The following is a 24447-nucleotide window of genomic DNA, read 5'->3' on the forward strand; positions in this document are numbered from 1 at the left end:
ACGTATAAAATTGATGACCATACCCAATCTGCAAGACCTTTCAAAAAAACATCAACTCATTTCCGATCTATTTAAATGGCCCACCAAAGCTTCTGAGTGGGAACAGTACAAGCTCAGCAACGAGCAACTTGATTTTTTTAAGACGTTTGGATACGTTAGCGATGTAAAGTTATTGAACGAATGGCAAGTTGAGCGATTGAACAAAGAATTAGCAGAAATTATAGATCCTGCACACCCGTTAAATGGGCTGTTTCATGAGTTTCACAGCAATGAATCTGCAGATCCTAATTCAGTTTTATTTCATGCTTTAGGCGCCTGGCGAATTACAGAAGGCTTTCATGATGTGGTATGGAATCCCGCTTTTGCGATGGCGGCCAGTCAAATTTTAGGTAATAGAGGTGTACGTTTCTGGCACGATCAATTGTTCTGTAAACCAGCAAAACACGGAGGAGTTGTAGCCTGGCACCAGGATTATTCTTATTGGACACGCACCGGACCCATGCAACATTTAACCTGTTGGGTTGGATTAGATGATGCAACTACCGAAAACGGTTGTTTATATTATGTACCTAAAAGCCATAATTGGGGCTTGTTAGATAAACCAGATTTAGCTGGGGATATGGAAGGCTTAATGCAGTATTTAACGGAAGAGCAGAAAGCAGAATTTAATCCAATCCCAATCGAACTTAAAAAGGGATATGCTACGTTTCACCACCCATTAATGGTTCATGGCTCGTTCCAAAATAAATCACCACGTTCAAGAAGTGCTTTCGTTTTAAATGTATTTACTGACGGTACCGAATCGAATACCGACGAAGCCTTACTTAAGGGAGTGGAACCTATTGGTGCAGGACATAAAATGGAAGGGCAGTTTTTTCCTTTGATATTTTCTCCCGACAGCGTTTAATCGCACTATTTCATTTTTTAAAGCTTTATATGCTGATCAATTAATATGAAATACCTTGCATTTAACCACGGAAGCACTGATACACGGAGTATTCATGGCTTTGCCTTGTCTTTAATCTGATCTGGAATCTTAAATATCCTTTTTTCGTTTCGTTTTCACGAGAATGTCGGTATTTACAATTCTCCCTCAATTTGCATGAGGTTTTTGGGCCTACGAGAAGTGGCAGATATGGCGATGGATGATGTGCCCTTAGCTAAAAAATAAAAAACGGCCTACAAATGTAGACCGAATATTGAGCGAAAATTTATTTTCCCGAATTATTAATTCATTAAGCCATACAATTGCTTACTTAACTTAACGGTTACCTGCATAAGTTTCTACAGATGGTAATGACGTTTTACCATTCACACCTATCGTTTTAATAAAATAATAGTTATTTTTTTCTTTAATGAAGTTTGTATCTATGTATGTGAAAACTTTTGCATTAACATCAGCTATTTTTGTTGGGTCTGTACCTCTTACATATCTATAAATTTCATATTTGGCTACTTCGCTTTGTGAGGGTTGCCATTGTAAAATGATGCTTTTATTATCTTTGCCAGTAAAGGATTTTAATGAATTTGGGGCATAAACCGATTGACTCGTGTTTACCGTTATTTCATTACTAAATTCGCTTTCCTTATCTGCGTCAGTTACACCAGTTATTTTATAGCTCACTTCCATATCATTAAAAAGAAATTCATCCTTAAATGTATTTTTGAAGCCTAGAACAGGTGTTTTATTAACTTTAACATAAGATGAATTTCCAGATTTCCGATAAACATTATAACCAGCTATCTGTTTTACAACAGTTGTATCTTGCCAAAAAAGATAAATACCTTTTCCATCTTTTTTAAAATCTACGATAACTGGTGCCGCAACGCGAAAATTTGGATTACTTAGGTAAATAATTTTAGAAAAACCGCTTCTGGTATTACTTAAATTCTCAGACACAAGGGCATAGCCAACTGTTGGTGATAAATTACTTGTTGTATCGATATAAACGTAATTTCTTTTGGCTTTCTCATCAAAATATATCATTTCTGTAATCGATTTCATGTCTCCCCCAACTTCGTTGGTACGATATACATAGTATCCACGGGTATCGTTATTATAATCTGTCCAACTAACTACATTATGTTTATTCACATTTCTAACAACAACATTTGCTGGCGGATCTGATTGTTTGATTTGATGAACTAAGCCGTAAATTTTAATCCCTCTTTCTGTAGCTCTTCCAAGTTTATCTACAACCACTAAATAATAATAATATTTCTGGCCAGGGATAATGGTTTTATCAATATAATTGTATCCAGCGGTTGAGGCTAAAAGTTTATAACCACCTTCATATTCAGTTGAGCGATAAATATTTACCACACTCACATAATCTGGTTTTATAAAAGCCCAATTTAATTTTATGTGATTACCAATAGAATCGGCAGTTGCCGTAAAAATTTTAGGTATTAACATTTGTTGATCCAAAGAAGCTACCCGAAGTGTATCTGAAAGTATTTTTGCACCACCACCAAAACGGTTTACCGGACTAATGGTATATTGATAAAGCACATCTTTACTCACTTGATTATCTTCTACGGTGTATATTATGCTATCACCACGATGCTCAATATTATAGGTTGTTAAAATTCTATTGAACGGCATTTTAACGCCATCGCTTCTTTTCACCAATAAAACTTCCGGTATCTGTGCAGTAGTTTTAGCTCTCCATTCTATTCTAAATACATCTCCAGTGGTTTTTCTATTGGCGCTTTTTGGTTTATTGGTTATGAAAAAATCATTAGCAGAAACAGGAGTTGAGGTATATTTATGCTGTTCGGTTCCATCTCTTTTAAGCTGTATTACCCTGTATTGATAAACCACATTCTGTTTCGCAGTAGTATCAACCAATAAAATATTAAATGCAATTGCTAATGGCTGTTGAGTAAGATAAACAGAAAGCGAATCGTAATTAAATTTCTTTTTAAATATTGGCCACACCTCATCTGCTGTATAAGCAGTAGTTGGATTGTATTCAAAAACTTTATTTCTTGCAGCCTGATAATTATTCTTTAGTTCCTCGTAATTAGAAGGGGTACTAAATTTATATAGCGCTTGCCAATCGGATTCATTTTGTGCTTTTCTATCTAAACGAAAAGCTACTACATCTCCATCTGGGTGTTCGGCAGAAGCAGGTTTAAATAAATTGTATATATAAGTGCCTTTATACCCATTAAAGGCAACTTTACCTTCCTTTTGAGCGTTGGCCTGTAAACCAATTTGTACGAAAAGCATAATCAATAAACTTTTAACTACTGGAATTCTATACGTTTTCATAACTATTGATATGTTTTAGATTGATTTGAAATGAAAATACCTTTGTTATTTACTCCTGCTTGTACACCTAATACCAGTGTTTTATTAAGGCCTACCCTAACACAAGGTATTGGACTACAGATATCTGTAAAACCTATACTTACGCAAGGTGTTTCGCAACTGCTATTACAAACCCCTCCGCCTACATAAGCGCTACCTTCTAATACAAATGTAAGCCCCATTGTTGCAGAAAACTCCCCTTTAAGTGGTGCTAAATACCCATTAATATCTGCATAGGTTTTAGCACCTAAATTTATACCTGCACAAGCTAAACCTATACTTGCACCGGCGCTTAATTTTACAAATGCACCTACTCTGCCGCCTACCGAGATGGCAATATCCTTAGGGTTTGAGGTGAAATCTGCCTTTAAATATGCCGCGGCAAATAAACCGTGAGTAAATGAACAGTGTGCAACAGGATCGAGATCTAAATCGAAGCTAGGTAAGAGCGGTATTGGCATTTCGGCCGATACGACTAACAACACTCCTTGCACCTTTGTAAATGCTGTTTTTGTAGCATCGGTTACATCGGCATTGCCAAAATGTTTATAAAATGAGTTTTTTTGCGTTTCTGTTAAGGCTTTATTACCCACCATAAAACCAACGCCTATGCCTGTAAATGGCGTGTATTTTACATCGGCCAGACCGTTACTAAAAATGTACCATTCGCTGGAGCCTAATTTTAATTCTGCATCTAAATCTAAGCTGGCAAAATCTGTATTTTGGTTAAGGTGACCAGATCCAATTAATGCGTTTTCGGTAAAATCGTACACAATACTTAAACCTTGTACGCCGCCTGCACTCATATTATTTACGCCAAGGGCAGATGGATTTGCTACTATATCACCTTTTATGGTAAAACTCATAGGCGATGGTGCTATTCCGTTTGCCCCTGTCATGTCGCCACCGAAGGTAAAGTATTGCCACTCTTTACCTACAACCATGCTTTGTCCGGTTGCTTTATCTAAATAGCTTCCAGCTTTTTCTCCTTCATTAAGGTATATTTTGGTATCTTTTGGTACAGTTAGTTTAGTTTCGGTTTTTGTTTTAGTGAGTTCTACAGGAATTTTATACTTGCCTTTAAGGTCTTTATCTGTTAAATAACCTTTTAAGTAAAGTTCACCGTCGTTAAATCGTTGGTCGCCATCAAATGTTACTTTTATCCCTTTGGTATCTAACCCTAAGTTTTGAAACTTCACGTCATGTTTATGTGCTAACTTGCCATTTTCTGCTTTGTAGGTTAAATCGTAGGTTACTAAATCTAGTCCAGTGAAACCTGGAATATCCATGTTTAAATCGCCTCTGAAAGTTACAAAATCAGCGCCGCCCCAAACTGTGCTTGGTTTGTATTTTGCAATGCCGTTTAAGGTAACTGCTGGCTGTTTTTCGGACAGTAAAATTCTGGTGTCGTTTTCGTTTCCTGTATCATAAAGATTAATATTATTGATTTTAATTTCATCGGTTAGATCTAAATCTGGCAACCCTTTTAGACTAGCTAATGAGATAATGTCCGATTTTGTGATGAGCGATACCGACCATGCGCCTTTATCTTTTGAGTATCCTTTATCGTAACCAAAACTGGTGTACACATCATTTCCGTTTATGGTAATCGGAAATGCGTTTAATAGTTTTAGGCTTTTTACTTCGAACTCTCCAAAACCAATTTTAGTGCGGCTAACTTTTAAGTTTGAGAAAGGAAAAGTTAAGCCTAAGGCGTTAAGACTGCCTTTAAGGGTAAGCCCTTCGGAGCCAAAAGTCCAGGTTGGTGCATCTAATTGCCATTGGTTTAATTTAATGGTAATTTTTTGTTGATTAGTAGATTTAAAACCATTTTCGTTTAAGGTAAAGTTTGCTTTTGCTTGTACATCTCTGCTGGTTGTGTAGGCTAAATCGGTTGTTAGGGTTCCTGAAAATGAAATACCTGTGTTGGTTAGGGTTACGTTTCCATCGGGTGTAACCACTATATCATCTACCCCAATAAACTTTGGTTTTGATCGTGTATTATTTGACACTAAGTATTGGGAAGCTGCTAAATCTGATTGAGCAGTAGAAAATGTGTATAAGGAATTGGCTTTTTTATCTGCCGGAAGAGAAGTGAGTACAGTATATGATGCGCCTGCATTGTTGAGATATAGGTAATTATTATCACCAACATTATCTGATGATGAGGTTTCTACGCCTTTGGCTAAGGATGCAGGATCTAATCCTACTTTTCCTGAAATGCTTGCTGTTGTAGCTGTTGTAGGAGCCAAAATTAAACCGTCTTTATTGAGGATGTTGACAGTGTATTTAGAGAACAAAACGGCATCTAAATTATTTTGGTTGAAAACCATTCCGTTTGCTATGGTAAAATAGCGATCTTTTTCCTGTCCTGATGGTGCTTGATTGATGTTTACCAAAACATCGGTAAATTCAAGTTTGGTATCTGCATATTTTCTTTTTAGCGTGCTCTCGCTTACGTTACCTGTTGGCGTTAACTTGCCCGATATTTTATATTGTGCATTAGTTACATACTGAGCTTTGGTTAGTTCGATTGGAAAACCATACATGCTGTTTACATTCATATTAGGTGCTTTTACAAAGTTGAGCATAACATTTGCGTTTGCACCGCCTGGGTTTATGGGCTGTGTGCCTCCAATATAATCTGCTTTAGTACCAATAATTGTGAATGATCTGTTGGCTGGCAACCTGCTCAGCGTTATGGTATAATAGGTTTCGGTAGAAAAAGTTGCTTCATTTTTTGGTATGGCTATTTCATTTTCTGTTATCGCATTATCATCATAACGATTGATTTTTGTTTGGGTAGCGCCATCGGGCGAAATCATATCTTTAGCTAAATCATCATCATTTTGCTGCACAGCGCTGTAATAGTTATTATTTTTAGGTGCTACCGACGCCATTTCAGTTGTGCTGGCTTTTTTAAGCGCTCCTAATTTTATCTTTTTGGGTAGTTTATCTGTTTTCGGTACTACTATAATTTCTTCTTTAGCTGAGTTTGTTACTATAGTTACTTTTTTACTGGTTTTAACATACTCATCTTCATCCATGCCTTCAACGTAGGTATTGTACTCACCATTTAAAGGTTTAATTTCCCAATTACCGAAAACTTCTTGGGCATTAACTGTTATGCTAACTGCAGGTTCTACTTCTACGCTAACAATTACATCTGTAAGTCCATCTACATGTACTTGTGTTTTTGCGATGGTGTAATTTTTATCGGTTGGTACTATTTTTAACTCGAACTGGCTACCGCCTGCTGCAATTTCCACGTAGCTGTAATTTTTCCCTAAAAAAGTGCCTTTAGTTTGCAAATAATTACCAGTGTTTAAAACTGTTACCGTACTTTCTAATGTGATTTTTGTTCCTTTTTTATAACAATACACCGTAATGTTGCGGGTATTCTTTTTAACCTTAAACTTTACGGTTTGGTTTGCTATAACATTATCTAACGTAACAACGGTTGTTTTGTAATTGGCTCTATCTACAGGAATTATGGTAAAAGCTACTTTGCCTTTTGGCGATTGTAGCGTTGTAGGGTTACCGGTTTCGGGTTTATAGTCGTTCCAGCTAAAATCATCGCCAACAATAATGCGGGCGGCTACTGTATTTTCTTTATCATCAACCACTGTTGTAGTTAACATAATTGGTAAATCCATGTAAACTTTACCCAGATTTTCACGTTGCCCCTTTACCAATGGTTTACCACTGTTTAATACTTTATAGGTAACTAAAAATCCATTTTTGGTAAGGCGGAGTAGTTTCCAGCTATCGTATAACCAACTGTTAATGTTTTCGAATAGGAAACGACCATTTGTGCCGGTTATAAGATCTTTTTGTGGTGTTTTACCTTTTAAATAAGTTTCGATTTGGCTATTGGTTGCTGTATTTGATAAGCCAGACATATTAAAAAGCTCTACATGAACACCTGATAATACGGATGTACTTGCCTTACTGCTTGGGTAAACGGCTCCGTCTATATAAGGCGCCAAAGGAACTACGGGTACGTGTGTGTATCCAATATTGTAATCTTGTGTAGAAAAGACTTGTTGATCGGTAAAACTACCTTGTTTTTGTGTTTCGAAATTGAGCACACTGGTAACCGAAAAAGCATCTTGCGTAATGTAATTGTCTTGACTTGTGCTTATTGGCTCGGCAAAAACATAATACTTATCGTTAATATCGGCTGGTACAATCAATCTATCGAAAGCAAAATAACCTTCTTTTCCGGCAGAGCCAAATGAAACCGTTTTATCTATAATTTCGTATTTCTCTGTTTCATTATATGCATTTTTGCGTTCCCAAATCTTTTTGAAATAGGTTCCTTTATTTGGGTCGCCATCATTTACAGGTCGGCCAATAGATACTTCATCGCCAATTTTTCGGCATAAATAAACATCCATACCTCCTATTGGCGTAATTGGCGGTGTAGCACCCGGCCCATTATTTACCGCAAGTTTAGATTTGAAACTATATTGTTGTACCGTTGCGGTTAACTCTGGTACTTTAATATTTTCGTTTTGGTTATAAGGAATGGGATAAGGTTGTGAATAATACTGATTACTTTGAATTACAACAACTAAATTATAGGTTTGCCCATCGTTAAAGGTATTGTAATCTTGCATGCCCACTTTAAAAGAATACTCTCCATTTTTTTTAACAGTGGTCGTGGCTATTACGCGTTCATCTGACAAAATGGTTCCATCTTTAAAAAAATCTTTTTGAGCTAAGTTTCCTTTTACCAGTTTTAATTCTGTTCCTTCTGGTAATGGCAATGGTATGTTAGTTTTGCCGTACGGTTTTTTCCAATTGTAAACATACCTACCAGAAACGTTCATAGAAAGGAATTTTGGCCCAAACTCAACGGTTTCTGTTAAGTTTTTATTGGCAAAATTTGTAGCTTCAAAAGCATTTGTTTTACCACCAATTTTACTTACGGTTTGTGGGCTAAAATATAAAGCATCTAATTCATCAGTTGGCTCAAAAAATACCGTATAAGTATCGTTTGCATTTACAGCGCTTACTAAGTTTGAAAAAGAAGTGTTAAAATTATTTGCATCTAACTCGTTAATATCAGTGCTGCCAACCACTACATAACTTTTGGAGCTTTTTTTAATTATATCTTTACCCAACACGGTTGAAGATTTGTAAATGGGTATTTCTTTAGTTTGCCCAATTATGTTTTCGACCTCGCCATTAAATACACTTTCGGCTTTGCGGAGGATATATAATTTGCCTTTATAATTACGTTGCGCTGTTGTAGTTAGCTTGGTATTTACTTTATAACTATATGCTTCAACTGTGTTTTCGGTTAAGGTAATGCTTCTATTATTTGCATTAGGTACCACAAACCAATTTGGATCTGACAGGCGATTATCGTCTATTTTCACCACTAAACCTTCTACAAAAGCGTAGCGTTTACCCGATATAGTTAGGGGTTCTGAAACTTTAAACCGGGTTTGATCAATTGGAACATCAATTTTAAAATTCCCCATCCCATCGGTTTTACCTGTTGCTACAACTGTTGCCGATGGAATTGTTGGTGCGCCATAAGGGTAGGTTAATAAATCGCTTACCGATGCAATGCTATCCTGCTCCTCTGAATATATTTTTTCGACACCGTTTTCCATCACTTTAACACTTTTGGTTACTTTAAAAACTGGTGCCAACAATTGAACTTTTAATATCTGTACATTTTTATTGGCCACAGGAAAACCTTTTTCCAGCTCTGTTAAAACAACATTTTTATCAAGCTCTGCTTTTATTTTCATTAACTCAGGTTTAGATTTTGCATTCTGCAATTGCGTTTCGAGTTTAATTTTCAGCTCTTTATCTTGCTTTATTTTGTTAAAGCCCGTTGCATAATTATCATAAAAATTATACTGCAAAGTGCCTGATAAGGCGATTGTATAATCTGTAATAATTTTTTCAGATTTTACCGTAAATGTTCTTTCTTCTGATAATACACCAGTTGCTATATGCTTTACTTGCCAGGTATAATTGTTACCGTCTTTTATATATGCAGCCATTGCTGGCGATGATTTAAAATCTATAGTTTCTTTATTAACAGGAATAAAAATGCCGTTATCTTTTGGTGCATTTTGCTTGTTAGCGCCCAATCCTTTAGTCAAATTTGCTTTCTTTTCGGCCGCTAAATCTTCTGCATTTTTTACTTTAGTAATGTGCAATTCGTATTTAGCAGTAACGCCAAAATTGTTTTGTTTCATGGCAACTGGCCCGTCATAAAAACCAACATTGTCATTTTTGGAAGAATTATCGGTGAAAGTCCAGTTAAACTTTAAGTCGTCTAAATTTTTAATGGAGATATTCGCTTTGGGCGTATCTAACTGAAGTGTTGAAGTGAAATAAGGTTTTTCTCCATACCTGAACTCATTGGCAGCACTTATTCCATTGTTCTTAAAAATGATTTTCCCAGTTGGGTCTGAAGCAATTACACGCCAGGCATAACGTTTGCCTTCTATTAGTGGTGGATCAGATGGCAATAATGTTGTACTTGTACCATTAACTATTGTTCTATCAATTTTTAACCTAGAGGTTGCATTTAAAATCTGATTAGGATCTTTTCTTTCATCGGGCATCTCTGCAACCTGAAATTGATACATCACTGTTATTGATTGTGGCAAATTATTCCCCCAAACAAAAGATTGACCGGTGAATGCAGGAATTGAGCTATTAGCTGATGGATTAATCAATACCGGCGCATCAGGATAAATAATGCTGATGAACGAACAACCCAATGGAGCACCTGTAGAAATAACCTGATTTGTTGTCATATCTACTGCCTGGATACAAAAAGTGTAATTGCCTTCAGGTAACCGGGAGGTCCGCACCAGCTTTACTTTATCAATTCCATATACATTTAGTGTATTTAAATCGAAAATATCTTTTAAAGCCAGTCCGTTGAGTTGTTTGGTTTCATTTGGATTTAAAATGATTGGCTGTAAAGGAGTATAAGTTGATTTGGTGGAGATTGTGATGCCATTGTCTCCACTTAACTGACCAGTCAGCTTAATTTTTTTCTGGGTCGAAGTTAGATTTTGCACAATCAATAATACTTTTGATGCATTTTGGCCAGCATAATCTGCATAAAAAGGCGAATAGGGCGGCGAAATGCTAACATTGATGTTAACTTGTGCAAACAAACCACATGAAACCATCATTAAAAAGGCAATCAAAAGCAAAGTTGTGCTTCCTTTAAAACGCTTTATAATTGGGGAGAACTTAGTCATAGCAATTGATGTTAAAATTTAAAAGGAATGTGTTAAACCAAGATTTGACCTCAATTCGTTAAATGAAGGAAGCGTTACATCTTTTGAATTGCTCTTTAAATAATTGAGCGTTAAATTGGCTGCATTTCTTTTGCCAAGGCGATAAGAACTGTTAAAATTTACATTGAAAATATTCCCAGCATCGATGTTGTTATTGCGTTGCGATTGATAGCTAACCGAAGCACTTAAGCCCAAATTACCTTTATCCAGCGCTTGGCTAACGCCTAATGTTGGTCCGTAAAAAATGGTTTTGCCAAAAGTTACTTCTGCTACCGTATAACTTAAATTGGCATTGGCGCTAAAAGATTTTTTGGGCAGACCGAACTGATAAGATAAATTGGCCATTTTACTGTTCGATTTGCTATTGGGCTTCGTTAATTCATTTAAATCGACCAGCGATTGCAAATTACCAACGAGTACAAAACCATGGTTAATGCTTTCGTTATTAATATTATAACGTAACATGGCACTTAAATTATGATTGGTTCTGGCCACACGGAACATATCTATAATGGGATTTAATCCCCGATCTTGTGTGATCCCGAAATTGGTATAGCGGAGGTCTGCACCATAATCAGCTTTATTGAACGAGATATTCGCAGCGCCAATTTTTCGGTTAGACCGGACTGATTTATCGTGCAGGATGTTGTCATTTTGCAGACCAAAACTTCCACCCAATTGCAACTGGCCCTTCATTAAACGCAACATTCCCTCAACCGTATAATTCTGCACATCCGTTTCGAAATAATAAGCGCCCATACTTTTATAATCAGGATCTACCCTACGGTATCTGAATCTTACATTGTAGCTAGTGGCATTGTAACCAATACTGGTTTGTGCAGCCGTTAATAATTGGGTAGAGGAATTGAGCGTAATCAGATCTTTAATAAAATCAACTTTATCCAACTTTAAGTTTTTAACGGTATCCGACAATACATTTCGGGTATAGATACTGCCCGAAACATCCATATCAAAAACAAAATGTTTTAGAAAACTAAATTTTGAAGAAATGCCCAGCACCATATTTTCTGATGGGCTTAACTCAGTAGAAATTGGTGTAGCACTTAGAGAACCTACATGGTCTTTGGCATTCAGAAAAATTAGATCTACATGGTTACGTTCAGTACCCCAACCTAGTTTGGTACTGTAACCAGTTCTTTTATAAGCGGCCTGTTGTGCCAAAGCGAGCGGCTGATTCAGATCTTCTTCTATCGCTTTATTAAACCGGCCGTAAACAAATCCAAACCTCAATCTGCCAGGATTAAGTTCTATGCCTCCACCCAAAAAATTATGCCCGGCCAAGGTAAATGGCGAAAATTCTAAACTTTGCCAGCCCGCATGAAAAGTGATCCATTTGTAGGCAGGGCTAATGCCATACTGGTTAAAGGGTTGCGTATAGCTTCGTTGTTGATCGCTAACTACAACAGAAAATGGGAAGGATACACCGTAAACGGTTAAAGTTGGTGCTCCATTAAAAATATAAGAGAAATCCCTTTGTCTGGCCGGAATACCATTTACATTATAAGTGCCAAGCCCAAGGCCAACGGTTCCGTTTATGGCAAATGGCTTTTGCTTTGCTATTTGACCTAAATCTTGCGACTTAGCCAAATAACAGGCAGCGAATAAAAACAACACTAAAAGTGATATACGTTTCATAAATTCTACGTTTGTTGGAATAAAGAATAATCAGCAACTTTTTAATCAGCTACATGAATGTGATCACTTTAATGCTTTAAAATCCTTGTCATTTAGATTGAGCTTTTGCATGGTCTGCAACAATGGTGTATTATTAGGATTTATACTTAACACCCCTGTTGTACTTTGTGGAATGATGACTATCCTAACCTTATCAACTGGATAGGCAGTGAAAGTTGAACCAAATCCATTATAAAATGAAATTCTAACTTTTGCGGTAGTTGCATCAACCCTCAACGAATAGCTATAAATTAAATTTTGATTTGGATTTTGGCTTAAATCTGTATAGTTCAACTGTTTCCAGCTATAAACACCCGGTGTTTCTGTTTTTCGCATATACACCATTACAATACCTTTATTTACAGCAGTTAAATGTATGGCGGGGATGTTAAATACCGATGTAGTATCGTTAAATGAAACCCCATGTTTCTTTAAAGCATAGGTATTAAAATTAGCACCTTCACCACTCCAGTTAAAGGTTACATTATCGGGCGTTTCTAAAGAGACTACATTAGCATTCCCATCTGCACCTTTTAAAGGTGTACCCGGAAAAGGCCAAGCACCACCTGTTTTAGGGCCATACATAACATAACTTGTTAAGTCTATGTAAAAATCACCATCGTTGCCTAATGTATTTTGCGGAAAACTGCCTCCACTTAAAATTCTATTTCCATTGGCACCATTGGTTCCATTTGTACCATTTGTGCCATTAATTCCATCCGCACCTTTTAAATTGGTACCGTCACCCCAACCAAAAAGAGCTGTTTTAGGGCCATAAATCATAACTGGAAGCCTTGAAATATAGAAATCTCCATTTTTCCCCAAATTAGGGTCTGGAACCGTTTCTCCACTATAAATAACAGTTCCATCGGCACCTGCTGGTCCAGTAGGTCCCTGCGCGCCAGCTGCACCACGCAAAAGAATAGGAACACCCCAGCCTGTATTGTCCTTAGGCCCGTATAATAAATAATTGGTTTTGTCTAAATAATAATCGCCAGCTATACCAACAGTTGATCCGGGAGTGCCATTTCCGCTTAAGGTTGTACTACCATTTGTACCGTTGGTTCCGTTTGTACCATTAGCTCCATTCGTACCATTCGTACCATTTGTACCATCAGTTCCGTTAGTGCCATTAGCCCCGTTTATACCATTAGTGCCTTTAAGTACAATTGGTGTGCCCCAAGCCCCGGCGGTTTTTGGTCCGTATAAATTACCCGTCGTTTTATCTAAATAATAATCTCCATTGGCTCCTACTGTAGCAACTGGAACGCCCGCACCACTATAAATAATGCTGCCATCTTTACCTGCAGCGCCTGATGGGCCTTGTGCACCATCAGCACCACGCAATAAAATCGGGATGCCCCAGCCTGTGGCTGTTTTTGGTCCGTATAGTTGATAATTGGTTTTATCAAGATAATAATCTCCTGTTATACCAGCCGATGAAGATGGAATGCCATTTCCACTCAAGGTGGTGCTGCCATTGGTTCCATTTGTACCGTTAACGCCATTTGTACCGTTAGCACCATTGGCTCCGTTGGTGCCATTCGCACCCGCTATACCCATTAAAGTAATTGGTGTTCCCCAGCCAGCAGCTATTTTTGGGCCGTAAAGGTTTCCTGTTGCCCGGTCTAAATAATAATCGCCATTTGCGCCAAGCGCTGCCGGAGGTGTGCCTGTTCCACTATAAATGATGCTGCCATCTTTGCCTGCAGCGCCTACTGCGCCAGCATTTCCTGCCACTCCTTGTGGTCCGGCTGGCCCTTCTGGCCCTTCTAATCCAGTTTCAGAACACGAATTAAATAAGATAGCAATAAGGCAGATGATTAAGAAAGCGTAAAAATTTTTCATATGGGTAATTTTTGATTGATTGAAGATATTGCCCTATACACAACAATTTGGAACCTAATCGATGAACGGAACGAAATAATCGGTAAAGGGTTTGCCTGGCGTTTGTAATCCACACGATCACGATCAAATTTATACCAGAATAAGGTTTGGCACATAGTACAAACACGACAACCTCAAGCAAATGCATATAATTTAAAGAGAAGTGTAAAATTCTGATATAAATACTTAACTTGGATATTGTAAATATTATCCTTAACCTCTCACCTTAAAAGGTCAAAATATTATGGGTTTTACCTATTTTATGCCTGAACCAAGTTTGCAACAATATGTAGAGAGCATTATTGTTATAGACCTCAATTTCAACGAAGATTTCATTAAAGAGATCACAATTGTTCCCGATTACAGGTCTTGCTTATGTTTTATACTCGAAGACAAAATCAGCGCTTATGAAAACGGGCAATTGGTGGAAAGAGAAAACGTGATTCTGGCCAGCTTCCATTTATTTTCTACGATCATGAATCTGGGCAAAAAACACCGGGCGGTATGTGTGCAATTTAAGCCTATTGGCTGGAACAGTTTGATGGAAAACGTACCTCAGAATGAAGTGCTGAACACCTGTTACGATGCAAAATTATTTTTAGGAAACTATGCAGCTATATTAAGCGAACAGTTAGCAGAAGCAAGCTCGGCCCCTATGCAAAACCAGATCATTCAATCCTTTCTTAAGGAAAAACTGAACAGCTTACCTACGGCATCTCCCTTTGATCGGGCCATTGATATTTTTATCCGGTCGGGCGGTAATCTGACCATAGAACAAACGGCCTCTCTCGCCTGTTTAAGCCTGCGGCAGTTTGAAAGGCTCTGTAACCATAAAATTGGTGTTTCGCCGCGTATGTTTGGGCGTTTAATTAGATTTTCTAACACCTATAAACTTAAAGAACAACATCCAAACCTATCGTGGAACAAGATCGCATTTCATTGTGGTTATTTTGACCACATGCACCTCATCCGCGACTTTAAACAGTTTTCGGGTACCATACCCACTATTACGGATGATGAAGACCATTTTAGGTCATTCCCTTATGAAAGCCAAAAAAATAATCTTTCAATCAACCCTTTCTAGTTTTAAAAACCAAGGTAATTTCGGTACCATTTTCGATACCGCTGCTGATGTTAAATGCTGCATTAATCTTTAAGGCAAGTTCCTTAACAATCAATAACCCATAACCAGATGATTTGCTTTTTACCTGCTTATTATCTATTAAGGCCTGGATCTGATCAGCAGGGATTACCTCACCTTGATTAATTACAGCGATATAAATCTGGCTGTTTTGATTTACACCTGCCCTTAAATAAATTGTTGTTTGGTTAAAAGCATGATTGATTGCATTCTGTACCAAATTGCGTAAAATAATCAGCAATAAATTTTGATCACTGTTTAAGCTACCTATCCCTTTAATTTCTGTGATTAGCCTTATCTCTTTGGCATCGGCCTGATTTTGCATCAATAAGACGGTATCGCTGAACAATTGGGCCAAATCAACCTCGTCAATGTCGAGTTCAAAATTTTCCATCTGACTTTTAGACCAGAGTAACAAATCTTCCATTGTTTCTAAGAGATTTTTCGAAGATGTTATTAATTTTTGTCGGTGTTGATCCCGCTCTTCTTCAGAGACCTGGATATCATTTTTTTGTTGGAGCTTTAAAAAAGTGAATAACTGGCTTACAGGACTGCGCAAATCGTGAGAAATAATACCAAATAATTTTGTTTTGGTTAAATTGGATTCATTAAGTTTTTTATTTAGAATATCTAATTCTCGGTTTTTTTGATCTAAAATATTGGCCGATTGCTTTTTATTCCTATAAATGGCATATAATAACACTGCAACCAAACCTGATAGTAAAAGACCTGATATGAGCCACCATTTTTGTTTTTTGGCAAATAGCAGTTGTTCGTTCTGAATATCGATCAATTGCTTCTTTTCTTTATTTTGATATTTTTCTTCGGCTTCAGCGAATATTTTTTTGGTATCAATTGCAGTTAAAGAATCTTTAACCATGCTTAGTCTTTTGCTGTAGGCATATGCTTGCTCCCAATTGCCTAAACCTGCATAACAATTTGCTATGTTTTCTATAGTGAAGATGCGCATATCCTGATAGCTCCAGGCAAGCGCCAACGGTTCGGCTTTTTTAAAATAAGGCAATGCTTTTGCATAATCCTTTAAGGCCAGGTATACTTTTCCATTCACATAGTTTAATTGCGCTTTATAAAAATCAAAGGCCCAGATTTCACCTATTATATTGGCATGGGTACTGTATTTTAAGGCCTCTTTGTTTTTACCGAATTTGATAAAACCCTGCGCAAAGTACATATCAGCATCTAAACAGTTGTTCCATAATTCGGCATTGTTGTATTTTTTGCAAATATTCAATAAGCTATCATAGTATAGTTCTGCCTCGCTCATTTTCTTTGTGATCACTAAGTTTTTGGCAGTATACAAATAATAATAGCTCAACAAAACCTTATTTTTAACTAAATACTTGCGCATTTCCTCCAAATAAACCTGTTGTTTAGCCTCCTGGTCCATATTACCATAAGTTCTAGAAACGATTACCGCTGCATCCGCCACTTCGTCGGAGCTTATTTTTTTCGACTGGTATAATTCCTTGTAATTTGAAAATGCGTTTAGGGCATATTGAAGTGCTTTCCCGTCGTTGCCGGTCAGTTTATAATACCTCGAAATAAACAAGAGGGCAACTGCCACAGCATATTTATCTTTTTTGCTATCAACCACCGTTTGCAAAACCTTTGCAATAGAATCCCTACGGGCTTTGCCTGATTTCTTTTCCGGATTGCAAAGCGACAAGATAGCGCCTAAAGATTGTGTAATGATTTTTGTATCAGTTACCTGCTTGGCATATTTTAGTGCCTGTTCATAATTTTTGATACAAGAATCAGAAGAAGCCGTACTTGATTCGGTTAAAAGACCTTTGTAAAACCAAAAACGGCTCAAATGCTTCGCATCGTTTTTGGGGGTAATTTTAAATGCAGTAGTTAGGGTTGTTCCGAGTAGTTTATTATCTCCCGCCAAATAAACAGAATCGCACGAAAGAAGTAACTTTTCTAAATAATCATTAATATTATTTGCCGACTTTATTTTAGGAAAATCTGGTTGTTTTTGGGCAAATACCCCTGCACAATAAAAGAAAAGAAAAAAAATAACGATGTTGTAATTGCTAAATAGGTATTTTTTCATCATTGATATATAAAGTCAACCATCAATTAAAAATTTTCTTAGCTTCCTTAATATACGTTTTACCTACCGGAATAACGCTTGTCCCCATGTCAATGCTTTTTAAGCTTGTACCTTGAATTTTATTAATAGAAACCACATAGCTTCGATGAATACGAATAAATTTGCCGCTAGGCAACGACTCTAGAAATGCACTCAAGGTAGTTAAAGTTAGATAGTTTTTATTTGAGGTAACAACTTTCGTATAATCGCCAAAAGCCTCTAAATAAATAATCTCATTTACATTTAGTTTAACCGTAGCATAACCCTCCTTAAAGATAACATTTTCATTTTCGAATAAAATATCATACAACTCCGCCTTCTCTTTAAGAATAACAAAATCGGTTAAGCGGTTCATACATACTTCAAATCGCTCGGTTTCCACAGGCTTTAAAATAAAATCAAAAACCTTTAGCAAAAAACCTTCCAGGGCATATTCAGGGTGAGCTGAAATAATAACATTAATGGTATTGGTATTATTAATGGTTCTGATAAATTCGAGTCCATTAATATCAGGCATATCTATATCCACAAACAGGATATCTGGATGGTGCGCATTGAAAAAACTCAATGCTTCAATACAGTTGTCAAAGCTTCCAACTAATTTTAAATCGGAACACCTATCTATTTCATTTTCAACAGATTTCCTATCTAAGTCAGAATCATCGACAACAATACAAGATAACGGGACTCTCATACGATTAGCGGATTAGATGTATAAACATAGCAAAAAAATTACAGTCTGCACATCAAAAAAACTTTGAATAAAATTACCCACATTATTAAATTTTGCTAATATTTTGGTGGTTGGACGATATAAAATGAATGATGGACCTCAGTGTCTCTCCAAAGAAAAAATTAATTACCTCTTGTTGATCACTTTACAACAAAATTATCAATTCGTTTTCCATAGGCGCTTTATATCACTTCAACTAAGCCGTACATTTGTAAAAAAGACACAATGAACGATATTACAGATTACCCTGTGTTGGCATATGTTGTTAAGCTCATCAAAAACACCATTACCGACATTAAAACAGAATATATTGCCCCAGCTAGCGTAGAACTTAAGGACGGCAATGACACGATATACCTTCAACAGCGATTGGATGAAAATGGTAATCCTTCAACAATTTTCATTAACGATCCTAAAGATATCATCTTCAGTGAAGACCTGCTTCCCTCTTTAAAAAACCTACAAGAAGGAGCTGAAGGTAAAACAGCACAAGAGCTGTTGAATGCCAGGGTGATCATCAACGAATTGGATGTAGAAACACACCTGATCTTCCATGCAGTAAAGGATCATTTTGACGAAATTAGCAACAGCTATGAATTTTCTAAGGCAATTGAAAAACAGGCAGACAAAATAAAAAGCAAATTTAAGTTCGGAAGTCATGCCTTTGAGCTTACTGTGACCAATCATGCACAGCTGATCTCCGTTACAGCAGATTTCCCTCCTTCATTTGACGAGTCTATCCAAAAAACCATCGAAAATGACGCAGCTAAGGTTCAGCTGGCCGTCCAAAAAATATTTAGATAAAGTAACGATAGCAGCATAAAGATTGAAACTAAAAGAAATGAGGTTGTATCATAAATATAGATTTGTCATCCTGATGGATAATTTATTTTATAAAAATCGATATAAATAACAAGAGATTTTAAGGAGATAAATCTCCTCAGATTATCGTCATTGCGAGAAGGCTTTTTCAGCCGACGAAGCAATCTTTATAGCAGGATCAAAGCAGGAAAGATTGCTTCGTCGTTCCTCCTCGCAATGACGACCTTTCTATACGAATCTGTCAATAGTAGAAGTTTATGATACAATCTCATTTCTCTCCAAATAATACTGTTTTATTTTACATTCTTCTTCTTTACCGGCTATTTAACAGTTATTTTCAGTTTCTGGGAAATATTACCTGATGAATTTCCAAGCTGCAGGATAAAGTCTCCAGGTTCAACGTTCCAATCCTTTTTACTTTCATCATAGAAGGCAAGATCTGACACTTTTATATCCATTTCAACAACTTTCGTTTCTCCTGGCTGCAGGAAAACTTTTTCAAAGGCTTTCAGCTCTTTTACCGGGCGCGGAACACTGCAAACAGGATCGTTCACATACAACTGAGCAACTTCAGCGCCATAGCGTGCTCCTGTGTTCTTAACAGTGAATCTGACCTTGATGATTTCGTCTTTACTATAAGCCGATTTATCTGCAGAAAGAGTGCCTAAATTAAAGCTGGTGTAAGAAAGGCCGTATCCGAAGGCGTATTGAGGTACTATTTTTTTTGTATCAAACCAACGGTAACCGACCAAAATATCTTCCTTGTAATATTGGTTAATACTGTCGCCGGGATAGGAAATTTTACCATAAAAGTGTGCACCGTTATCCTCCAGTTTTTTTGGAAAAGAGAATGGAAGCTTACCAGAAGGGTTTACCTCACCCGAAATAACATCAGCCAATGCAGATCCAGCCTCTGAACCAAGATACCATCCTTGAATAATAGCTGGCACTTTATCTACCCAAGGCATTGATACTGCGTTGCCGCTAAGCAGTACTACAGCTGTGTTTTTATTTACTTTCAATAAAGCATCAATCAGCTTATCCTGTCCGAAAGGAAGGCTTAACGATTTACGGTCGCCACCTTCACAATCCTGAAAGTGGTTTTTATTCAGTCCTCCGATAAAGAATACAACGTCGGCATTTTTAGCAACTTCGATCGCCGCATCAATCAAAGAATCAGCATTTAGCTTAGATGGTTCTTCACGTCCGTACATTGATGGCCCAGAAGCATATCCAAGACTGTATACCACATGGTCTTTCCCATATTTAGCAATCAATCCATCCAATGGTGATTTTTCATAAGCCACCTTCAGTGATGATGATCCCCCGCCGATTACCAGACTGCGATCGGCATTTTCGCCGATAACAGCAATCTTTTTGAATTTACCGTTTGTAACAGGAAAAAACTGTTTATCATTCTTTAAAAGCACAATTCCTTCCTGAGCAATTTTACGCGCAGCTTCACTGTGTTCAGGAGAAACGAAACGGCCAAAGGGCCTGTTGGCGCTCATGGTGGTCCGGAAAATCAAACGTAATATCCGGCGGGCTTTATCATTAAGCAAAGCAATATCATATTTCCCCTCTTTAATGCCTTTAAGGAACGGATTGGCCAGATAGTATTCTGAGTAAGGAAACTTCCCCTTCGTTGTTAAACCATCGGTATAGGTACCCATTTCGAGATCGAGCCCGTTTTTAACCGCCTGATCGGTACTATGTACACCTCCCCAATCGCTGATTACTACGCCATCGAATTTCCAGTCTTTTTTTAAGATTTTATTCAAAAGCAGGTCGTTGTGGCAACAATGCTCACCTCTAAATTGATTGTAAGACCCCATAACCGACCAGGCTTTCCCTTCTTGCACAGCGGCCTTAAAAGCAGGTAAATAAATTTCATATAATGCACGGTCGCTCAGATCAACATTGATATGCCCGCGCCATTCTTCCTGGTTATTCAGTGCAAAATGTTTTACGCATGCCGCTACGCCAATGGATTGAACGCCCTGAATGTAAGGCACTACCATACGTGAGCTGAGATAAGGGTCTTCGCCCAGATATTCAAAATTACGCCCGTTTAATGGTGTGCGATAAATGTTTATTCCAGGGCCTAATAACACGGTTTTATTGCGGTAACGCGCTTCTTCTCCGATTGACTTGCCATAAAGCAACGATAATTTAGGATTAAAGGAAGCTGACAGACAGGTAAGTGCTGGAAAGGCTGTACAAGAATCGTTTGTCCAGTTGGCACCACCCCATTCATCCCATAAAACTTCCTCACGGATACCGTGGGGGCCATCGTCCGTCCAAACTTCAGGAATTCCTAAGCGGGGCACGCCTTTTGAACTAAACTTAGACTGGGCATAACAAAGCGACACTTTTTCTTCGGTGGTCATTGCTGAAAGTGCATTTTCAACCCGCTCTTCTATGGGTTTATTTATATCAAGGTAAACTGGCAGCTTTTGTTGCGCATTAACCATTAACCAGGCTCCTGTTGCTACTACAGTTAAAAATATCGATTTCATTAATATATTCTTTGGGGTTCAGTTTTTATTGCTTATTGATCAAATCTTATCAGAGTTTCACTGCCGTTTTAGCACCATTGTATTGAACAACTTTAGCCTGTTCAGTTGTATTGCTAATGGCAACCACCCTGAAAATTCTTTTGGTTAACATCCCTTCGTAAGTACCCTCACGGTTGCCAATAGTAAGCGTGCCGTTAGCATGGTTATATTCAAAATTGATCGTTGAAAATGCACCCTTTTCGTAATTATAGTTGTTTCCCTCGTCTTCGTATAAGCTAAACTTGCCATCTTTACCTTTGTAAACCCTGATCTCAATATCATCAGCTTTCTTTTCTGACGTATATTGCATCACATCACCAACAGGCAAAATAGTACCTGCAGGAACAAAAAGAGGAATACGCTCAAGTGGCGCTTCTATATTTATCTTTTGTCCGCCTTCAATCTGCTTGCCTGTATAGAAATCATACCATCTGTTTCCCGATGGGAAATAAACTTCACGGCTACGTGCTTTGTAACTATAAACAGGACAAACCATCAAGCCTGAGCCCAAAAGGAACTGGTCGCTCACGCCGTAAGTTTGTTTATCGGCAGTATAATCCATTGCGAGCGATCTCATCAGGGTATAATCTTTATGATACGCCATTCCTGCCAACGAATAGATGTAAGGCATTAAGCGGTAGCGCAGTTGATCGTAATAAACCAGACTTTTGTAAACCGGATGGCCTTCTGGAGCAAGGTTATAGATTTCGCGGTAAGGAAACTGGCCATGACTGCGGAACAACGGACAAAATGCCCCAAACTGAAACCAACGTAGATTTAGTTCACGCCATTCTTTTAGATCGGCATTTTCAACACCTGTACTGTCAAAAGCATTTTGGCCATCTCCATAACGTTTCTCCACACAGAAGCCACCAATATCCATTGTCCAGAACGGAATACCCGACATTGCAAAATTAAGCCCGGCAGGAATCTGCGCTTTTAGGTCTTCCCATCTTGATGCGATATCGCCACTCCAGGTAGCGGTAGAATACCTTTGTAAACCTGCAAAACCAGATCGTGTTAATAGAAATACCCGCTTGTTATTATCCGTTTCACGCTGTCCGTTATAAATAGCGTTGGCGTTCATCAGTGCATATGCATTAAAGTATTTTGTAGAAGAACCCAGCGCAGTTGGCCCACACAGTTTCTTGCGATACTCCATATCGGTACAATCACGAATGTTGGGCTCAGAAGCATCCATCCACCAGGCATCAAATCCCTTTACATAAAGGCTTTCTTTCATCTGTTTCCAAAAAAGTTTTTGCGCATCGGGGCTATAGGCATCGTAGAAAGATCCTACATAACCCGGGCCTATCCAATCGCGTACACTGTCCTGCACCGCCTGCATGTACATCCATCCTTTTTGCTTAAATTGTTTAAAATGATCTGTTGTGGCATAGAATTTTGGCCATACCGATATCATGATATTTGCATTTTCTTTATGCACTGAGTCTACCATTCCTTTGGCATCTGGAAACCGTTTCAGGTCAAACTGATGGCTTCCCCAGGCATTTTCGGGCCAATAATTCCAATCAAGCACAATATTATCAAGCGGAATCTTACGCTTCCGGTATTCGCTTACCACATTTAATAGTTCATCCTGGGTTTTGTAACGCTCGCGGCTTTGCCAAAAACCCATTGCCCATTTGGGCATAATGCTCGCCTTGCCGGTCAGTGTGCGGTAACCACTGATTACATCGTCCATGTTTTTGCCGGCCACGAAATAATAATCCATCTTATCGCCCATTTCTGACCAAAAGGATATATTGCCATTTTTTTCTATCGGAGATGAAGAAAGTGCTTTAAGGCCAACATACGAAACGCCTCCGTCGGGTTTCCACTCCAGTCTTATTTTGGTGCGTTTTCCCTTTGTTAGCGAGAAAGGAAACCTATAAGTATTCGGATTCCATGAAGTCCTCCAACGCTCCGGTACTACCAATTTTCCATCAAGCCATACTTTGGTATAACCTGCATAATAAAGACTAAACTTGTAAATATCAGTTTGGTTGGCAAGAATTTCTCCTTCCCAGACTACAGAACCATTGTTAAAATTAAAATCTGCAGGAAATTTCTTCACAGTTGTGAGGTTTTCATAGTCGATTGCCGACTCCTGACGGATAATAGGCGCGTTATTTTTTTGATTATATGTAGCGGTAAGAAAACCTTTTTTGCCTTGTTTATTAAAGAGGGTAAACTGGTTCAGGTCTTTATAATCTCGGGGATCGCCGTATTTGCTCTGCGAATAATTATCCCACAATACACCATAGTTGTTTGTAGACATGATGAATGGCACAGCCACTTTCGTATTGTACTGGAAGAGGTCTTCGCTTTTATGTTTATAGTTAAAATCGTCAGACTGATGCTGCCCGAGCCCATAGATGGCCTCGCCCGGAGTACCCGAGAAGACCTGTTGCATGGTGTATCCTTTATCGTTTTCGACATTAATAGGGCTAAAGCTTCTTTTTGCCTCCTGCAGCACTACTTTCCCTAATTTATCAGTAAATGAAACCTTACCTGTAACAAGGGAAACCTTTACGGTAAGCTCTTGGGTAGAAAGTTGGGCAAATTCTGTATTTTCTGTTATTTTGAAAGGCACAGTCGGAGTCAATCCGGCTATTACGCAAAGGCTTGCAACCTGGGGAATAGTGCTTTCGGGTGAAGCCTGCACCCTAACAATATGGCTGTTGATCACATTTATTTCAATAGTTTTGGCAGCTCCCCCTTTTGGGTGGACCTTCATTCCGTTCTGCAGCGTCTCAACAGCTTCAGCGGCAAGCAATCTCCCAGCAACAAATAACAATATAATAAAGAAAGAGAATCGTTTCATAACGGAACAAAGAATTAATTGGTTAGAATATGGTGGTATGTTTTTATGATGCAAAACTACAATGCC

11 protein-coding genes are annotated in these 24447 nt (G+C 38.0%); 3 read left to right on the forward strand and 8 right to left on the reverse strand.

Annotation, left to right across the window (positions count from 1 at the left end; all coding sequences use genetic code 11):
* Nucleotides 1–13 precede the first annotated feature (13 nt).
* Entirely contained in the window at nt 14–907 is an 894-nt protein-coding gene (locus J7E57_RS10130; RefSeq protein WP_215127630.1) for a phytanoyl-CoA dioxygenase family protein, read from the forward strand.
* 354 nt (nt 908–1261) lie between these two features.
* On the opposite strand, the gene J7E57_RS10135 is transcribed toward J7E57_RS10130, so the two are convergent.
* The 4 genes from J7E57_RS10135 to J7E57_RS10150 all read right to left on the reverse strand — a co-directional run bounded on the left by J7E57_RS10135 (nt 1262) and on the right by J7E57_RS10150 (nt 14145).
* The gene (locus tag J7E57_RS10135; RefSeq protein ID WP_215127632.1) at nt 1262–3277 is read right to left on the reverse strand and encodes a fibronectin type III domain-containing protein; all 2016 of its coding nucleotides are present in this window, start codon (nt 3275–3277) and stop codon (nt 1262–1264) included.
* A 2-nt stretch (nt 3278–3279) separates the two neighbouring features.
* Entirely contained in the window at nt 3280–10563 is a 7284-nt protein-coding gene (locus J7E57_RS10140; protein ID WP_215127634.1) for a hypothetical protein, read from the reverse strand.
* Nucleotides 10564–10581: 18 nt separating this feature from the next.
* Nucleotides 10582–12258, reverse strand: a complete 1677-nt coding sequence (locus J7E57_RS10145; RefSeq protein WP_215127635.1) for a hypothetical protein — start codon at nt 12256–12258, stop codon at nt 10582–10584.
* Between the two features lie 63 nt (nt 12259–12321).
* On the reverse strand, nt 12322–14145 hold the full coding sequence (locus J7E57_RS10150; RefSeq protein WP_215127638.1) for a hypothetical protein: 1824 nt from the start codon (nt 14143–14145) through the stop codon (nt 12322–12324).
* Nucleotides 14146–14428: 283 nt separating this feature from the next.
* Here J7E57_RS10150 and J7E57_RS10155 point away from each other — a divergent pair, with 283 nt between their 5' ends.
* Nucleotides 14429–15268 (forward strand): helix-turn-helix domain-containing protein, encoded by an 840-nt coding sequence (locus J7E57_RS10155; protein ID WP_215127640.1) that lies wholly within the window; start codon nt 14429–14431, stop codon nt 15266–15268.
* Here J7E57_RS10155 and J7E57_RS10160 read toward each other — a convergent pair.
* Nucleotides 15255–17402, reverse strand: a complete 2148-nt coding sequence (locus J7E57_RS10160) for a sensor histidine kinase (protein WP_215127642.1) — start codon at nt 17400–17402, stop codon at nt 15255–15257. The genes J7E57_RS10155 and J7E57_RS10160 overlap by 14 nt on opposite strands.
* Before the next feature lie 22 nt (nt 17403–17424).
* Nucleotides 17425–18135 (reverse strand): LytR/AlgR family response regulator transcription factor, encoded by a 711-nt coding sequence (locus J7E57_RS10165; protein ID WP_215127644.1) that lies wholly within the window; start codon nt 18133–18135, stop codon nt 17425–17427.
* Between the two features lie 264 nt (nt 18136–18399).
* On the opposite strand from J7E57_RS10165, the gene J7E57_RS10170 reads away from it, so the two are divergent.
* Nucleotides 18400–18978 carry a hypothetical protein gene (locus tag J7E57_RS10170; RefSeq protein WP_215127646.1) on the forward strand — a complete coding sequence of 193 codons (579 nt, stop codon included), beginning with the start codon at nt 18400–18402 and terminating at the stop codon, nt 18976–18978.
* 338 nt (nt 18979–19316) lie between these two features.
* Here J7E57_RS10170 and J7E57_RS10175 read toward each other — a convergent pair whose 3' ends face one another.
* Both J7E57_RS10175 and J7E57_RS10180 read right to left on the reverse strand, forming a co-directional pair.
* The gene (locus J7E57_RS10175; RefSeq protein ID WP_215127648.1) at nt 19317–21515 is read right to left on the reverse strand and encodes a glycoside hydrolase family 3 C-terminal domain-containing protein; all 2199 of its coding nucleotides are present in this window, start codon (nt 21513–21515) and stop codon (nt 19317–19319) included.
* A gap of 49 nt (nt 21516–21564) precedes the next feature.
* On the reverse strand, nt 21565–24381 hold the full coding sequence (locus J7E57_RS10180) for a TIM-barrel domain-containing protein (RefSeq protein ID WP_215127650.1): 2817 nt from the start codon (nt 24379–24381) through the stop codon (nt 21565–21567).
* Nucleotides 24382–24447: the final 66 nt, after the last annotated feature.

Origin of the sequence: Pedobacter sp. ISL-64, assembly GCF_018613605.1 — a bacterium.
Taxonomy (GTDB): Bacteria; Bacteroidota; Bacteroidia; order Sphingobacteriales; family Sphingobacteriaceae; genus Pedobacter.

Excerpts from the sequence above, each read along its gene's own strand:
- J7E57_RS10130 (WP_215127630.1), top strand. The coding sequence starts at position 14 with ATGACCATACCCAATCTGCAAGACCTTTCAAAAAAACATCAACTCATT.
- J7E57_RS10135 (WP_215127632.1), bottom strand. The coding sequence starts at position 3,277 with ATGAAAACGTATAGAATTCCAGTAGTTAAAAGTTTATTGATTATGCTT.
- J7E57_RS10140 (WP_215127634.1), bottom strand. The coding sequence starts at position 10,563 with ATGACTAAGTTCTCCCCAATTATAAAGCGTTTTAAAGGAAGCACAACT.
- J7E57_RS10145 (WP_215127635.1), bottom strand. The coding sequence starts at position 12,258 with ATGAAACGTATATCACTTTTAGTGTTGTTTTTATTCGCTGCCTGTTAT.
- J7E57_RS10150 (WP_215127638.1), bottom strand. The coding sequence starts at position 14,145 with ATGAAAAATTTTTACGCTTTCTTAATCATCTGCCTTATTGCTATCTTA.
- J7E57_RS10155 (WP_215127640.1), top strand. The coding sequence starts at position 14,429 with ATGGGTTTTACCTATTTTATGCCTGAACCAAGTTTGCAACAATATGTA.
- J7E57_RS10160 (WP_215127642.1), bottom strand. The coding sequence starts at position 17,402 with ATGAAAAAATACCTATTTAGCAATTACAACATCGTTATTTTTTTTCTT.
- J7E57_RS10165 (WP_215127644.1), bottom strand. The coding sequence starts at position 18,135 with ATGAGAGTCCCGTTATCTTGTATTGTTGTCGATGATTCTGACTTAGAT.
- J7E57_RS10170 (WP_215127646.1), top strand. The coding sequence starts at position 18,400 with ATGAACGATATTACAGATTACCCTGTGTTGGCATATGTTGTTAAGCTC.
- J7E57_RS10175 (WP_215127648.1), bottom strand. The coding sequence starts at position 21,515 with ATGAAATCGATATTTTTAACTGTAGTAGCAACAGGAGCCTGGTTAATG.
- J7E57_RS10180 (WP_215127650.1), bottom strand. The coding sequence starts at position 24,381 with ATGAAACGATTCTCTTTCTTTATTATATTGTTATTTGTTGCTGGGAGA.